Source organism: Candidatus Acidulodesulfobacterium ferriphilum (genome assembly GCA_004195035.1).
GTDB lineage: Bacteria > SZUA-79 > SZUA-79 > Acidulodesulfobacterales > Acidulodesulfobacteraceae > Acidulodesulfobacterium > Acidulodesulfobacterium ferriphilum.
This window is the reverse complement of the sequence record SGBD01000002.1, coordinates 136,467-151,589: the sequence shown is the minus strand read 5'-3', so window position 1 is coordinate 151,589 and position 15,123 is coordinate 136,467. Positions and strand designations below refer to the sequence as shown.

Sequence of the window (15,123 nt, the reverse complement as noted above, 5' to 3'; positions counted from 1 at the left end):
AATTCATAATTAGTAAAACTATTTAAATTAGCTTACCTCGATTACCGCGCCGCCGCCGGAATTTTTAACATCGCACAATCTATTGTAGATTTTAGAAATAAGTTCCTCAGGAGAATCTCCGTCTTTCGGAAACGAGGCAACAACAAACGAAGCCGTCAATTTTTTCGACTTAAGTTCCTCTTCTTTATAAAACGGGTAGTCTCTGATAATGGAGCAAAATCGATTTGCAACATAAGCTGCCGGTTCTTTCAAAGTATTGTTAAGTATAAGGGCAAATTCATCATATCCGAATCTCGCCACTACATCGGAACCCCTTAAATATTTTTTTAGAGTGTCCGCAATCTTTTTAAGGGCTATATCGGAATGAAAATTACCGACTATCCCCGCATACTCTTTAAAATTATCGATATCGAAAAAGACCACGCTGAATGCTATATTATACCTTTTAGCCCTGCTAATCTCCTGAGCAAGCCTTATATTAAAGTAGTTACGGTCTAACAGTCCCGTAATTTCATCAAAAAGTCCCGCCTTTTGCGGATATATAAGTTCCAGTTCCCTTATCGAACGGCTGAGTTCCTCGGCTGAAAAGGCTTTTTTGCCGATTATTCTTTCGATGTTGCCGGAAAGCCTTAATCTTTCCTCGACGGACAGATCCTTTGAAGTTATAATAAAAATAGGAATTTGAGCAGAGATAGGGTGCTTTTTAATGTTCTCGGCAACTTCAAATCCGTCAATATCCGGCATAATTAAATCTAAGAGGATTAAATCCGGTTTAAGTTCTATCGCCATTTTAAGCCCCTCTTCGCCGTTGTAAGCGTGAAGCAAATTAAAGCCTTCGGGGACAAGGATTTTTTCTATCATTTTATGGACGATGGGGTCATCGTCTATCAATAAAATATTTACCTGCCTTCTTTTTCTTTTCGAAGTAAGAGTAAACTGGGATAGCGTATAAATCAAGGTTTCTTTGTCGATAGGCTTTATGAGGTAGTCGGTAGCTCCCAGAGCAAATCCGAGATCTTTATTGTCGATTACGCTTGTTATAATTACAGGTATGTTTTTTGTATCCCTATCCGATTTTAATTCGCTTAGAATCTCCCACCCATCTTTTTTCGGTATCATTATATCGAGAAGGACGGCAAACGGCTTTAAAGATTTAGTTTTTTCGACAGCCTCGACGCCGTCATACGCATGTGCAACGGAATACCCCGAATTTACAAGATTGATTGTGAACAGTTCCGAAGTTGCCCTGTCGTCTTCCACAACAAGAACCAGCGGTTTGTTTCTTTTAATATTGTTATCCCTAAAAAAGGACTTAGAATCTATTGTTATTAGAGCTTCTTCCTGTTCGGCAGGTTTTAGCGGTATTACTTCAACATCGAATATATTTGGAATTATAAATGTAAAATTAGTGGTTTCATTCGGGGTGGATTCAAAATGTATATGTCCGCCGTGAAGTTCAATTATTTTTTTTGTCAAAGAAAGCCCGAGGCCGGTGCCTTCATATTGCCTTGAATAATTGTTGTCGGCCTGAATAAATTCCTCAAAAATATTTTTTCTAAAGCTGTCGGGAATGCCGATACCGTGATTTATAACATCCATCTGGAAATATTCGAATATTTTATCTCCGGCTGACCCGCTATTGTTGCGAGGCTTAAAATTGGCGGCTGCATCAATGTCGAAAGTCCCCGGAATATTCTTGCAGGCAACATTAATTTCGGTATTTTCAAAAGAAAATTTGATTGCATTACTTAATAAGTTATAAATTATTTGTTTGAATTTTATTCTATCGGCATATATTTTATAATCATAACTACAGTCATAATTCACATTAAGAGATATGCTCTTTTTGTCTGCAAGGGATTTTAAAACAGATATAACTTCATCAAGCGCATTCTTTAATGAAAATATGGAGTATTCCAACGAAAATCTTCCCGCCTCGATTTTTGCTATATCTAATATGTTGTTTATAAGCTGAAGCAAATGTTTTCCCGAAATAAGAATATTATTTATATATTGCTTATGTTTATCGGTAATCTCTTTCGACTCCACCAGAAGGTCGGAATAGCCTATGATAGCATTGAGCGGGGTTCTGAGTTCGTGCGACATATTTGCGATAAATTTTGATTTAAGCTCGTTTGCCCTGGCAAGCTCCTTATTGCTCTCCTCAATCTGTTTTGTCCTCTCCATAACCTTGTTTTCAAGGCTTTCGTTAAGTTCTTTAAGCTCCCCTTCGTATAGCTTTTTTTCCGTAATATCTTTAGAAATGCCGATTGTTCCGATTATATCGCCGTCTTTATTTAAAATGCGCGATATTGTAAGGGATATATCCGCAAGACTTTTATCTTTTCTTTGCAAGACGGTTTCATAATTTGCAACGAAATGGTCTTTTTTTAGCTTTGAAAGAATATCGTCCCTTTCTTCCGGATTTACATATAAATCCTTCGCCTTCCCGCCTATTATCTCCTTTTTGGAGTATCCAAGTATCTTTTCGCCGCCTTTATTAAACTCGGTAATCTTGCCGTGTTTATCGGTAACGATAATCATATCGAAAGAATCGTCGAGAATATTTTGAAAATATGCTTTTTGCTCCCTTAACTGCTTAATTATGATTTCTTTATCGATGTGGCTTTTATGTCTATCGTAAAGAAGGTCGTAAATTAACTTAGAGCTGACGGAATTTATAATCTCTACGCCGTTGTCCGCAAGCTCTTTAAGCTCTGGAAGAGATGACCGCGGGTTTCCTGTTAAATTAAATATGATATTAAAGTCAAGCCCGCCGTTAAGCGCCTCTTTAATGCTTGAAAAGCATTTAATACCCCTTTCCTTCGCAAAAACTGCGCCCTCTTTATTTAAATCCCTGGCAACCAAGGCGGTAATATCGATATTTTTATCGCCTTCAAACATGTCGATCATTGTCTTGGCGGCATTCCCCCCGCCGTAAATCAGGATTTTTGCCATGACACCATTTATAAAATTATTTTTCTTCAGAAAACAAAATCTCCTTTAATATTAAAATTTTTATTCGCCGTTATTCTGCGGGTTTAGGTTAATTAGTGCGTCGTACATCTTTTTTTGATTTATCAAAAAAACAACTTTAGCTTTAAAGACATCTTTGGAAATCGGTTTTACCATATAATCGTTCGCTCCCATTTCAATTCCCCTGGCAACCGTCAGGGGATCCGTTAAAGCGCTCACAATCATAACGGGAAAATTGCAACAAAGGCGGGTTTGCGCAGGCTCTATGTTGTTATCTTCCCTGCGCAATTCTTTTAGAACTTCAAGACCGTTAACCTTCGGCATCATAATATCCAGTATAATTAAATCAAAATTTATATTTGACGAAATCATGTCGAGCGCCTCTTTGCCGTCGTTTACAATGGTAATATTGTACCTTTCTCCCGTAGATTCCAAAATTGCTTTCATTAGATTGGCATTTACCGAGTTATCATCCGCAATAAGTATATTAGAATAGGAAACCGCGCCGCTAACGACAAAGCTCACGGTCACGGGCGGGTTAACGCCTTGACCGGCGTTATTGCCCGTATCGGTTAAAAGGGGCATGTCGCCGTTTTTTAAAATAGAACTTAATAGCATATATATCCTGTATTTAATGTTTAATGTTCAGCATATCATTATAAAGGGATATATAATCGCCGATTCTTTTATCCCATGAAAGATTTAAATTCATAGCGTTTGCTATAATGTTGCGTAATGTTTTTTTATCATTATAATAAATATCGACCGCGTTTAAAATAGTTTTTTCCAGTTCGGACGCGTCAAATTTATAAAACTTAAATCCCGTCGCAATATTAATGTTTGAACCGTCATAGCTTATTATAGTATCATCTAAACCGCCTGTAGCGCGGACTATCGGAATAGTTCCGTATTTCATGCCGTACATCTGGCTCTGGCCGCAAGGTTCGTATTTTGAAGGCATAATTAAAAAATCGCTCCCGGCTTCCATTTTGTGGGCTGTTGGATTGTCGTAAATAATTTTAACGGAAACATTTCCAGGATATGTTTCCGCAATTTTTTTAAATTCACCCTCAATCTCCCTTTCCCCCTCTCCAAGAACGGCAATTATACACCCTTTTTCAACCAAACGGCCGATGATTTTTATAAAAATATCAAGGCCTTTTTGGTCTTCCAGCCTTGAAACTACGCCCAATAAAGGTCTGTCAAGAAGCGGCTTTGACTTTTCTTTGCCGAAAAACAAATTAAGCAAATCCCTTTTACACGACTTTTTACCTGTTTTAAAATTTTCGGCGCTATAGTTTTTATTAATATATTTATCCGTTTCAGGGTTCCATTCGTCATAATCTATACCGTTTAATATCCCGTATATATTCCCTTTATTTTTAAGAACCCCCGATAAACCGAAACCAAACTCTTCCGTTTGAATTTCCGCAGAATATTTTTTGCTTACGGTGTTAACCGTATCGCTGAATTCTATGCCGCCTTTAAGCAGGTTAATCTTGTCGAAATATTCCATGCCTTCGGGATTAAATAAGATACTATTAATGCCCGTGCAAGGAAATTGTTCTTTTGGAAATATTCCCTGATAGCCAAGATTATGGATTGTGAGTAAAATTTTAGAAGGAAATTTAAATTTAAATTTTGAAAAAATCGGGATTAAAGAGGTTTGCCAGTCATTAGCATGGATAATATCGAATTTTATGTTATTATCTTTAAAAAAGGCAAGGCTGACATGGCAAAACAGGGAAAATCTTAAAAGATTATCCTCGTAATCTTTACCTGCAAATCCATATATAAATTCTCTATTAAAAAGATAATCGTTTTTTAAGAAATATATATTTACGCCTTTATATTTGTAAGGAATGATGTCAAAAAATTTTAATTCCTTTGCTATATTCTTTTTATCTTCAAATATTTTAACGCACTCACGGGAAATTTCTATTTCCATTTTAAGAATTTTCCCCGTCATTCTTAAATTTTGTTTTTGAACCTGATTATAGTAAGGAAGACATGCAGTAACATTTATCCCCTTTTTAACTAAATTTACGGCAATAGCCTCGGAAACATCGGCAAGACCGCCTGTCTTGGCGAAAGGAAAAAATTCCGAACTCATAAACAGGACATTCATAAATCATTCTCTCCTTTCAAGAAATTAGCAAGGTTTATGGAAACGGACTACCGTCCTTTGCAACTCTGTTGAAAAGGCAGCCCGCTTCAACATTTATGAAATATTGGATTTTTTTTCAAGTTCTTCTTCTTTTGTCTTACATGTAATACACATTGTGGTTTCGGGCCGCGATCCTAATCTTTTTTCCGATATTTCTTCCCCGCATTCCGTGCAAATGCCGTAAGTTCCGTTTTCTATTCTTTCTAATGCCTCTTGTATTTTTGATATAAGTTTCCTTTCCCTATCCCTGATGCGAAGTTCAAAATTTCTATCGGATTCTAAAGTGGCCCTATCGGTCGGATCCGGAAAATTATCATCTTCTTTTGACATGGTACCCACGGTCTTAAGGGCTTCGTCAAGCAGCATCTCTAATTTTTTACTAAGGATGTTTTTAAAATATAATAGTTTCTCTTCATTCAAAGGCAACAACTCCTTTTTTTTGGGGATATTGAATAAATTGTTTAATTTTAAGTTAACTTAAATAATGGATTAAAGCGTTTATTATAACATACTTTTTTATAAAATTATTCAATAATAAGTAATATAATTTAATAAAATTTTACTATATCATAACTATTAAATCTCTGGGCGGGAATAAATCCTGCATCTTTAATAAGCTTTACCATAATTTTTTCGTCAGCCATGACATTTTGAGTCCCTGCCGCTTTAACGACATTTTCTTCTATCATTGTCGAACCCATATCGTTTGCGCCAAAACTTAACGCGGCCTGGCCCATTTTTACTCCCTGCGTGACCCATGAGGATTGAATGTTGTCAAAATTATCGAGGACTATCCTGGAAATTGCCAGCACTTTAAGATAATAGTGTCCATATACGCCTTTGGGGTTTAATTTTGTATGTTTGCTTTGAAAACTCCACGGGATAAATGCCCTGAAGCCGCCTGTTTTATCCTGAAGATTGCGAAGTTTAAAAAGATGCTCTATAATCTCTTCATCCGTTTCTATAGTTCCGAACATCATTGTGGCAGATGAACGCAAACCTGCGCTGTGAGCTTCTTCCATCACTTTAAGCCATTTGTCGCTGCCTATTTTATTCGGGCTTATTTTTTTTCTCACTCTATCGACTAATATTTCCGCTCCGCCGCCGGGAATAGAATCCAGCCCCGCATCTTTTAAAAGAAGAATCGTTTCCTTGACGGTAATATTATTTGCATCCGCTAAGTAAAAAATTTCGGGCGGAGAAAAGGCATGTATGTGAATATTAAATTTTTCCTTAATTGCGGATAAAAGATTTAAATAATAATCAAAACCGATATCCGGATTTAATCCTCCCTGCAGTAAAATTTGAGTCCCGCCTAAATCCGCCGTTTCTTTAATTTTTTTAAAAATATCGTCATCGTTTAAAACATAAGCGTCCTTATCCTGCGGCTCTTTATAGAAAGCGCAAAATTTACACCTGGATGTACAGATATTGGTATAGTTGATATTCCTGTCGATAATAAAAGTAACTATGTTTCGCGGATGTTTATCTTTTCTTATTTCATTCGCCATCCTTCCAAGTTCGAGAATATTTTTCTTCCTGAAAAGATTGACAGCCTGTTCTTTGTTTATTCTTGAGCTTGGATAAGAAGCCGCCGTTAAAGTATTATTCATAAATAAAAATCCTGTTTTGTCCGTTTTTGTTAATTTAACAGGGTATTAAGCCCTTCTAAACTTTCCTCGAAAGAATATGTTTCATCCGGCGTCTGCCTTATATAATTTTCTATACTTTCCATATGGTCGATTGCAAAATCTATTTTCTCGTTCGTACCCTTAGAGTAAGCGCCGATATTAATAAGGTCCTCATTTACCCTGTATTCCGACGCCACTTTTAATACTTCTCTCGTCTTAAGCAAATGGCTTTCCGAAATTACATCCGGCATCACTCTGGATATGCTGTTAAGTATATCTATTGCGGGAAAAATGCCGTTTTCCGCAATTTTCCTCGAAAGCACTATGTGTCCGTCCAATATCGACCTCGCCGTATCGGAAATAGGTTCGTTCATATCGTCGCCTTCCACTAAAACCGTATAAATACCTGTAATACTGCCCGTATCGGAATTAGCCGCCCGTTCTAGAAGCTTCGGCAAAACAGCAAAAACCGACGGGGTATAGCCCCTGACCGTCGGCGGTTCGCCGGCGGACAAGCCTACTTCCCGTGAAGCCATTGCAAACCTTGTTATCGAATCCATTAAAAATAAAACATCTAATCCTGCATCCCTAAAATATTCGGCGATTGCCGTAGCGGCAAACGCCCCCCGTAATCTTATCAGGGGAGATTTATCGGATGTCGCAACGATAACAACCGATTTTTTTAATCCCTCTTCTCCAAGGTTTTTTTCGACAAACTCTTTGACCTCTCTCCCTCTTTCGCCGATTAAAGCGACTACATTAATATCAGCGTTTGAATTTTTTGTAATCATTCCAAGAAGAGTGCTTTTGCCCACGCCTGAGCCTGCAAAAATTCCAATCCTCTGCCCTTTGCAAATTGTAAGGAAAGAATTTATCGCCCTCACCCCAACATCCATAACCTCCTGTATTCTTTTTCTTGAAAGCGGCGGCGGCGGGTCGTTGAATATTTTTGCAAAGTCCCTGCAGGTTATTTTACCCTTATCATCTAAAGGATTGCCAAACGGATCCAAAACCCTGCCCTTAAGTTCCGGTCCTGCCGGAAATTTCTCTTCTTCGTCAAGCAGAATCACTTCACTTTCTAAATTTATTCCGCTAATATCCCCGTACGGCATGAGTATCGCCTTATCGTTATTAAAACCTATAACCTCCGCCAGAACGCATTCTCTTTTAGCCTGATTTTTACTTTGAATTTTACAAATCTTTCCTATGGAAAGAGCGGGGTGTTTGGCTTCGAGAATAAGTCCCACGGCCTTTGTTAATTTGCCTTTAATAATAAACCTGTCAACGCTTTTAAGAAGGCAGTTATATTCTTTTAAATTAATAATTTTGCCCATACGCCGCCATTATGATTTGGAGTTATTATATTCGTCGTAATAACTTAAAACGGTTTTAACATAATTTTTGGTTTCTTCGAACGGAGGTATCCCGTTATATTTGTTGACATTTTCAATCCCCGCGTTATAAGCGGCAAGGGCAAACCCGACATTTCCATTATAAAGGTTTAATAGCTTTTTTAAGTACAATGTTCCGCCCAAAACATTGTAAGCAGGGTTATACGGGTCAACTCCAAGGTCGTTTGCCGTCCCCGGCATAAGCTGCATAAGTCCTATTGCGCCTTTATTCGAAACAGCATAAGGATTAAAATCCGATTCCGTTTTTATAACGGCTTTTATAAGATTGCAAGGGACATCGTAAATTTCCGAGGCTTTTTTTGCCAGTTCGCTTACGGTAACATATCCATTCCCGTAATTCTGATAATTATTGCCATTATAGGCGGCATTACCTGTTTTATTTTGAAAGGGGGGCGGGTTAAAGCCGCTGGAAGGTTTGGATAAAAGTTTATATGCCTGAAATATATCATTTGTGTTGGAAAGTTTATCTAAAGAGGGTGTTATGCCTTTTGCCCCGATATTATTTATTAAAGACGGATGCTCCTTAAAATAATCCACTATCATTTTTGCTATGCCTATTCCATTTCCATAGGTTTCATTATTTGCGATGGCTTCGTAAAAAAGCGAATTGAATATTTTATACCCTTCCCCGCGGTTTATAAAAGAACCTTTATCAACCTCTTTAGCCATGGAATTAAAAATCATATCCAAAAATAGTGCTTCGAATTTTGTGGCTACAAGTTTGATTTTATTTAAATCCGAAGGCGTTATTTTATCTTTTTGCCGCGCCGCCTTATCGGGGGCGGCATTATTGGAATTAACGGCATCCGTAATGGCTTTAAAATTATTCATAAACTTTTTTTCGTTTGATATTAATCTAAATTTAATACAGTGAAATTATATCATAATCAAATTATTAGTTCCATATTTAATGAATAAAATAAATGATTTTAAAGAATAATTAGTATATAATTGCGTTAATTATATACAATTCATCACATAAAAAAATATAAAAAGGATAATAATTATTTAAATCTTGTGTTATAATAAAAAAATATTTCAAAAAAAACATAAATAAGTATAAAGTATGGATTTAGCATCTATCATAGGCTTTATTCTTGGGGTTGGCGGCATAATATTCGGGAATTTCCTGCAGGGTTCCAATTTAATGCAGCTGATAGATCCGATTGGTTTTGTCATAGTCATATTGGGAACCGCCGGCGCAACAATCGCCGGAAATCCTATGGAAAACTTAAAACGGGCTATGATATCCGCTAAAGAAGTAATTTTTTTTAAAAAAGTCGATTATGAAAATACTATTTCGGAATTAATCAATTATGCTGCAAAAGCAAGAAAAAACGGCGTGCTTGCCTTAGAATCTGATATAGAAGCCTCATCCGACCTATTTATAAAAAAGGCGTTATCATTAGTAGTGGATGGGATAGACCCGCATGTCGTAACGGAAATTATGGAAACCGAGCTGTCTAATATAGAAGATGTCGGGGATGAAAGCGTAAAAATTTTCGAACAGGCGGGGGGATATTCTCCAACCCTCGGTATAATCGGAGCCGTCCTCGGACTTATACATGTTATGCAGCATCTAAATAATCCCAACAGGCTTGGGGCAGGCATCGCCGTGGCTTTTACCGCAACCCTTTACGGTCTTGCTTTTGCTAACACAATTTTATTTCCCATATCGAGCAAGCTTAAGATTAATTTAAGAGCAAAAGTTATGAGAAACGAACTGATACTAATGGGTATAGAATCCATTCAAAACGGTGAAAACCCAAGGTTAATAGAAGAAAAGCTGAAATCGTTTTTAAACGAGAGTCAAAAAAGGATGTACGAAGAAAGAAGCAAGGGGAAGTAAGTTGAGAAAAAAAAAGAAAAAGTCTGAGGAAGGTACAAACAAAGAAAGATGGATGATAAGTTACGGGGATTTTTTAACCACGCTTTTATCTTTTTTCATAGTAATGTTTGCCATATCGAAGGTTAACAATGTCAGGCTTAAAGAGCTTGCCGTATCTATTCAACAGGCTTTTGGAGCAAATAAATTTATTACCGTTTCAAAATCGAAACCCAATATAGCATCCACGCCAAAACTTATCGTTACCAGAGTCGCCCCCTCCACCTTTAAGGTTTCGCAATCCAACAAAAAATTAATTAAAGCGGAAAGACACGAGGTTAAAGTCTTTAATAGTATAGAAGGAAAGATAAAAGCCTTTGTTTCCAGCAACAGCGCCTACAAATCAAGCTTAAGAATTTATAAATCGACGAGGGGATTGGTTATATCCCTTAAAGGTTCAAGCTTTTTTAAGTCGGGCAGCGCACGAATACTAAAAGAATTTCACCCTCTTCTATTGCATATCGCATCCGAATTATTGAAAGAAAAAAATAATATTGCCATAGAAGGCTATACCGATTCGACCCCTATTCACACGGTTAAATACCCTAATAACTGGATGCTTTCCACGGCAAGGGCGGTCAGTGTTTTAAGGTTTTTTATTAAGAATGTACATTTCCCGCCGACAAGGCTTTCAGCCGCCGGATACGGAAAGTACAGGCCTGCGGCAACGAATAAAACGGCTCAAGGAAGGGCGCTTAATAGAAGGGTTAACATCGTCGTTCTCTCCACCTTTTTGAATAATGAACTCCCAAAATCGTAAACCTTTTCCTTTCAAGAAAAACGCACGGGCGGCTTATGCCGGCTTCAATCAAGGAGCGGGGGTTTTAATCTGCTGCCTTTGTTTGTCTAATGTAAATTTTATTATCTCGTCCCTGTCGGATTCATTTATCGCGATAAATTTGCAGGCGATATTATATCCGTCATTTTCCTCAACCTTCACAACCTGAGCTATAGCCTTTATCATAAACTGGGGAACGGTCGGAAATAACATCGTAATTTTAATAATGCTCCCCTGTTTTAAACCTTCCGCATTTGAACCGCGCCGGTCTTGCGGCTCGTTAAACATAATTCCTGACCCGCTGATAGAAACCTTCTTTTCCTTGATATCGGCAAAAATAGATGCCTCAGGGTTAAGCAGCGATAATATAACATCTAATTTGCTGTTTATGGCAATTAAAATCTTTTCGAGACGGGGATTAACAGGTACTTCGCCCTCCGCAAGGGCGGATAGCTGATAAACTTTAGGAGCGGCTAAATTATAAATTCCGTAAACGGATGTCGAAAACGAGGGTTTAGATATGTACTCATCTTTGATATCAAGAAACTCTTTAACCTGTATTTCTTCATAAATAAATTGAAGGTGCGTCGATATTCTTAAAAATTCTCTTCCTTCTCTTTTAGATAATAATTCGGGCATCTGAACTTTCACTGCAATATTGCCGGCGCTCTTGATCACGCTGTTAACCAAAAGTTTAAATAAATATGCCGAATCGATGTCCTGATATATTAAAGTATTATCTTTAGAACTATTAATTAAATTTATATCGGCATTAATATCGTAATCCGCTTCATTAAACTCGTAAACCCGGCTTGAAGTAAAGGATGCGTAAAGAATAATATATAAATAACCTTCTTCGATATTAGAGACAAATCCTTTATAAGTTTTTTGAGGTATTCGAAAAACTATTTCCTGATTGTTATAAAAATAGTTTTCTAAATTATCCATATATTTTATTATTTTATTATATTGTTCAATTTATATGCTTTAATTGCAACGGTAATCTTTTGAAAAAATTTAATTTTCTCGCCCGCTTCCTCTTTCCTTGCCATTAAAACATCTAAAATAGCCTTTTCAAGCTCCGTTATTTCGATAAGTTTGTTTTTCAGAATAGGTATTTTGCTATCGTTAGAGACGGCAGGCGTCTTTGAAAAAATCTTAGTAAAAAAAAGTTTTCTGTCAAATAACTGCGAAATATCGCTAATTTTTTCTCTCTTTTCAAGGAGGGCAATGAGTATGTATTTATTTATTATAAGAATTTTATTTGCAATTTTAATTTTTAAATCGATAGAATTTTTCATACAAAAAGTCTGCAAAGATTATCAAAAAATGATTTGAACTTTTTCTTTGTTATATATTATAATAAAAACTTGCTTAATTCAAGTAATTATCGATTATAATTAATTTTATCCCGTCCGAAAACGGTTGCGGGGCGATAATCTTAATAAAAAGTTTAGGGGCTGCCATGGAAAAGGTCTTAGCCTCCGAATTAAAAATCGGGGATGTTTTAGGGAGAGATATTGTCTCAGGCAACGGCATGTTAATACTTAAAAAGGGAACGGTTTTAAATGAGAAATTTATAAATAAGATTAAAAATACAAAGTTTGCCGCCGAAGAAATCGAGGAAAACTTTGTATTTATAGAAAAAAACATGGAAAACAACGATAAAACCGTTGCGCAAAATAAAGATTATATCAAAAAAGAGATGCAGTTCAGGCAAAGCTCGGTTGCTTTATTAGAAAAAAGATTCGAAAAGGTTAAAGGCGACGCATTAATGGATGAAATCAAAGAAATCATAAAGGATGTTATTCTAAAACAAACATTTTAAATATACATATGGAATACGGGCGAAAAAATGTCGATAGGTTAGATGAATTAATGTCAACTATCCAAAAAACCGATAATATTCCTACATTACCGAAGATTATTAACAAAATTACGGATTTGATGGATGACGACACTTTTTCCGTAAAATATATCGGGGAATTGATGACAAAGGATTTAAGCCTTTCGGCTCGAATCTTAAAAATAGTCAATTCCCCTTTTTATGGATTTTCTCAAAGAATATACAATTTAAACCATGCCATCGTTTTACTTGGCGCTAATGTTTTAAAAAGCATAGTAATTTCCACATCGGTATTTACCGCAATGAAGGAATCGATGGAAGGGCTGTGGGAGCACAGTCTTTTTTGCGCCTTCACGGCCAAGTGTGTCGCCAGAACATTAAATAAAGATAAAAAGAGACTTATTTCAAACGGAAATAAGAAAAAGTATATGATAGACGAGGATTTGGTATTTTCGGCGGCTCTTCTCCACGACATTGGAAAGGTTATAATAGCGACCACATTTAAAAATGATTTTAAAAATATTATAGAAACCGCCAAACATAATAATATACCGTTAATAGATATCGAATATAAAAATTTTAATACCTCTCACGATTATCTTGGTTATGTCCTCATTAAAGAATGGCATCTGCCGCCGTCCATATATTTTCCGATAAAGTATCATCACAATTTAGTATTGGCGGATGAATTTAAGATAGAAACCGCAATAATAAATCTCGCCGATTTTTTAACAAAGTCGATAGGCATAGGATTTTCTGGAAGTCCTTATATTGAAAAGTTAAACGGGGAGGTCATCAAAATACTCGGCATAGATATAGATTTCATAAGAAACATAATAGAAGAAATATATTCCTTCAAGGAAGAGCTTTATATCTTCGATTAGTTAAAAACTTTTAATCCGTAAATATAATGCTGAAAAAGACAAACATAAAAATTTTTCTCGTTTCAAACAAAGACTCTAAATATAAAGAAATTATTCCCGGTGAACTTAAGGAGTATAGCTTTAAAATATTCGAGTCTTTTAATCAAGCCTACTATTCCGTATATGCTTCGCCGCCGCAGTTAATCGTAATCGGCATAGAAAACCTTCCTTGCGGGGATGGCAGCTTTCAAGAGTCTAACGGCTCATGCATGACCCAGCTTAAATTGATAAACGATATGCAGCTTGACAATATGCTTAGCAATATTCCGATACTTTTTGTATTACCGGCGAATTTTAATTTTGAAACCATTAAAGACGGGCAGATAGACCGGCAAAGTTCAAAGTATTATTTAAAGGATTACATTAAAGAACCATTATCAACAGGTGAAATTTCATATAAAATTAACAGTATTTTGTGTTCTTCTAAATCTGCCCTCGATGCCAATCCGCTCACAAAATTGCCCGGAAACTCGTCGATAATGGGGTCAATTAAAAATAAAATAGATGAAAATATAGATTTTTCTTTTTCTTATATAGATATCGATAATTTTAAATCGTATAACGACAAATATGGGTTTGTCAGGGGCGATGAAGTGATTATGATGACCTCGAGGCTTATTGCGACAACAGTCTATGACATATCCAAAACACGCAAAAGGGATATCGAAAAATATGTGCTTGTCGGACATATCGGCGGAGACGACTTTACCGTGGTTTCTCATGCGGGTGATGCGCTGGATATAGCAAACACCATTATATATAACTTTGATAAGATAATACTCTCCTTTTATGATAATACCGACAAAGAAAGAGGCTATATAGAGGCTTATGACAGGCAAAAAATATTGAGGCGGTTTCCGATAATGAGCCTGTCTATTTCAATAATTCCAAATGCAAACAAAAAGATCACGCATTACGGGCAAATCAGCGAAATAACATCGGCTCTTAAGTCTTCCGCCAAAGAAAGTATCGGGTCTAAAGTGGTTATCGATAAAAGGGAAACAACGCCTTAACCTGATGTTGCTTCACCTTTTATAATGGGAAGTTTCTGCCTCACGGAATACATATCATTACTTAAAACCGCTTGCAGAGCCTTATTATTTTTTATATTTATAACGATAGGGCCTTTTAAATTTACCGTCGAAGAGGAAAAATCGGAAGACAGCGTGGCTATTGCGAATATTATTGCATCAGCTTTATTATCAAGGCTTAATAAGTTTTTTTCCTCGTCCGTAACCTGAACGCTATAATCTTTAAAAAACAGGTTTGGATCGGTGATAATAAAACATAAATTCTCGTTTTCTATGCTTTGCAAAATAAAAAACGGAACATTTTTTTCTTTATCGATATTCAAAATACAGAACTTTTTAAAAGCGTTAAACCCGAGTATGGGTTTAACGAATTCTATGATTTTTGACTTCTCTACCGCCAACCCTTGCGGGTAATATATGCTCTTTACTAAAATAACTGCTCCTCCGTCATCCACTTATCAAAACCCCTTATTT

The 15,123-nt window shown here is 36.4% G+C and carries 15 protein-coding genes; 5 read left to right on the top strand and 10 right to left on the bottom strand.

The annotated features are described in order from the left end of the window. Positions 1-27 precede the first annotated feature (27 nt). The 7 genes from EVJ47_05145 to EVJ47_05115 all read right to left on the bottom strand — a co-directional run bounded on the left by EVJ47_05145 (position 28) and on the right by EVJ47_05115 (position 9,017). Positions 28-2,958, bottom strand: a complete 2,931-nt coding sequence (locus tag EVJ47_05145) for a response regulator (GenBank protein RZD14558.1) — start codon at positions 2,956-2,958, stop codon at positions 28-30. A 60-nt stretch (positions 2,959-3,018) separates the two neighbouring features. Beyond that, the gene (locus EVJ47_05140) at positions 3,019-3,594 is read right to left on the bottom strand and encodes a response regulator (protein ID RZD14557.1); all 576 of its coding nucleotides are present in this window, start codon (positions 3,592-3,594) and stop codon (positions 3,019-3,021) included. Between the two features lie 13 nt (positions 3,595-3,607). Then, positions 3,608-5,104: a glycogen synthase gene (locus tag EVJ47_05135; GenBank protein RZD14556.1), complete on the bottom strand. Its 1,497-nt coding sequence runs from the start codon at positions 5,102-5,104 to the stop codon at positions 3,608-3,610. 93 nt (positions 5,105-5,197) lie between these two features. Continuing rightward, positions 5,198-5,563 (bottom strand): RNA polymerase-binding protein DksA, encoded by a 366-nt coding sequence (gene dksA / locus EVJ47_05130; GenBank protein RZD14555.1) that lies wholly within the window; start codon positions 5,561-5,563, stop codon positions 5,198-5,200. A gap of 128 nt (positions 5,564-5,691) precedes the next feature. Beyond that, complete coding sequence (gene mqnC / locus EVJ47_05125) at positions 5,692-6,756, bottom strand: dehypoxanthine futalosine cyclase (protein RZD14554.1); 1,065 nt, start codon at positions 6,754-6,756, stop codon at positions 5,692-5,694. Between the two features lie 29 nt (positions 6,757-6,785). Beyond that, positions 6,786-8,108 (bottom strand): FliI/YscN family ATPase, encoded by a 1,323-nt coding sequence (locus tag EVJ47_05120; GenBank protein ID RZD14553.1) that lies wholly within the window; start codon positions 8,106-8,108, stop codon positions 6,786-6,788. 9 nt (positions 8,109-8,117) lie between these two features. Continuing rightward, positions 8,118-9,017 (bottom strand): hypothetical protein, encoded by a 900-nt coding sequence (locus tag EVJ47_05115; GenBank protein RZD14552.1) that lies wholly within the window; start codon positions 9,015-9,017, stop codon positions 8,118-8,120. A gap of 235 nt (positions 9,018-9,252) precedes the next feature. Here EVJ47_05115 and EVJ47_05110 point away from each other — a divergent pair, with 235 nt between their 5' ends. Further along, entirely contained in the window at positions 9,253-10,035 is a 783-nt protein-coding gene (locus EVJ47_05110) for a flagellar motor protein (protein RZD14551.1), read from the top strand. Between the two features lies 1 nt (position 10,036). Further along, a complete protein-coding gene (locus EVJ47_05105; protein ID RZD14550.1) occupies positions 10,037-10,831 on the top strand; it encodes a hypothetical protein in 795 nt (264 codons plus the stop codon). Between the two features lie 48 nt (positions 10,832-10,879). On the opposite strand, the gene EVJ47_05100 is transcribed toward EVJ47_05105, so the two are convergent. Together EVJ47_05100 and EVJ47_05095 are read right to left on the bottom strand one after the other, a co-directional pair. Continuing rightward, a complete protein-coding gene (locus tag EVJ47_05100) occupies positions 10,880-11,797 on the bottom strand; it encodes a hypothetical protein (protein RZD14549.1) in 918 nt (305 codons plus the stop codon). A gap of 8 nt (positions 11,798-11,805) precedes the next feature. After that, a complete protein-coding gene (locus tag EVJ47_05095) occupies positions 11,806-12,150 on the bottom strand; it encodes a hypothetical protein (protein RZD14548.1) in 345 nt (114 codons plus the stop codon). 164 nt (positions 12,151-12,314) lie between these two features. Here EVJ47_05095 and EVJ47_05090 point away from each other — a divergent pair, with 164 nt between their 5' ends. From EVJ47_05090 to EVJ47_05080, 3 genes are read left to right on the top strand one after another with little or no spacing between them, the layout of a single operon-like run. After that, positions 12,315-12,677 carry a hypothetical protein gene (locus tag EVJ47_05090; GenBank protein ID RZD14547.1) on the top strand — a complete coding sequence of 121 codons (363 nt, stop codon included), beginning with the start codon at positions 12,315-12,317 and terminating at the stop codon, positions 12,675-12,677. 8 nt (positions 12,678-12,685) lie between these two features. Further along, a complete protein-coding gene (locus tag EVJ47_05085) occupies positions 12,686-13,579 on the top strand; it encodes an HDOD domain-containing protein (GenBank protein ID RZD14546.1) in 894 nt (297 codons plus the stop codon). Positions 13,580-13,605: 26 nt separating this feature from the next. Continuing rightward, positions 13,606-14,631, top strand: a complete 1,026-nt coding sequence (locus EVJ47_05080; protein ID RZD14545.1) for a GGDEF domain-containing protein — start codon at positions 13,606-13,608, stop codon at positions 14,629-14,631. Here the strand turns inward: EVJ47_05080 and EVJ47_05075 are convergent. Beyond that, positions 14,628-15,104 (bottom strand): flagellar assembly protein FliW, encoded by a 477-nt coding sequence (locus tag EVJ47_05075; protein RZD14544.1) that lies wholly within the window; start codon positions 15,102-15,104, stop codon positions 14,628-14,630. The genes EVJ47_05080 and EVJ47_05075 overlap by 4 nt on opposite strands. Between the last annotated feature and the right edge of the window lie 19 nt (positions 15,105-15,123).

Excerpts from the sequence above, each read along its gene's own strand:
- EVJ47_05145 (RZD14558.1), bottom strand. The coding sequence starts at position 2,958 with ATGGCAAAAATCCTGATTTACGGCGGGGGGAATGCCGCCAAGACAATG.
- EVJ47_05140 (RZD14557.1), bottom strand. The coding sequence starts at position 3,594 with ATGCTATTAAGTTCTATTTTAAAAAACGGCGACATGCCCCTTTTAACC.
- EVJ47_05135 (RZD14556.1), bottom strand. The coding sequence starts at position 5,104 with ATGAATGTCCTGTTTATGAGTTCGGAATTTTTTCCTTTCGCCAAGACA.
- mqnC (RZD14554.1), bottom strand. The coding sequence starts at position 6,756 with ATGAATAATACTTTAACGGCGGCTTCTTATCCAAGCTCAAGAATAAAC.
- EVJ47_05120 (RZD14553.1), bottom strand. The coding sequence starts at position 8,108 with ATGGGCAAAATTATTAATTTAAAAGAATATAACTGCCTTCTTAAAAGC.
- EVJ47_05115 (RZD14552.1), bottom strand. The coding sequence starts at position 9,017 with ATGAATAATTTTAAAGCCATTACGGATGCCGTTAATTCCAATAATGCC.
- EVJ47_05110 (RZD14551.1), top strand. The coding sequence starts at position 9,253 with ATGGATTTAGCATCTATCATAGGCTTTATTCTTGGGGTTGGCGGCATA.
- EVJ47_05100 (RZD14549.1), bottom strand. The coding sequence starts at position 11,797 with ATGGATAATTTAGAAAACTATTTTTATAACAATCAGGAAATAGTTTTT.
- EVJ47_05095 (RZD14548.1), bottom strand. The coding sequence starts at position 12,150 with ATGAAAAATTCTATCGATTTAAAAATTAAAATTGCAAATAAAATTCTT.
- EVJ47_05090 (RZD14547.1), top strand. The coding sequence starts at position 12,315 with ATGGAAAAGGTCTTAGCCTCCGAATTAAAAATCGGGGATGTTTTAGGG.
- EVJ47_05085 (RZD14546.1), top strand. The coding sequence starts at position 12,686 with ATGGAATACGGGCGAAAAAATGTCGATAGGTTAGATGAATTAATGTCA.
- EVJ47_05080 (RZD14545.1), top strand. The coding sequence starts at position 13,606 with ATGCTGAAAAAGACAAACATAAAAATTTTTCTCGTTTCAAACAAAGAC.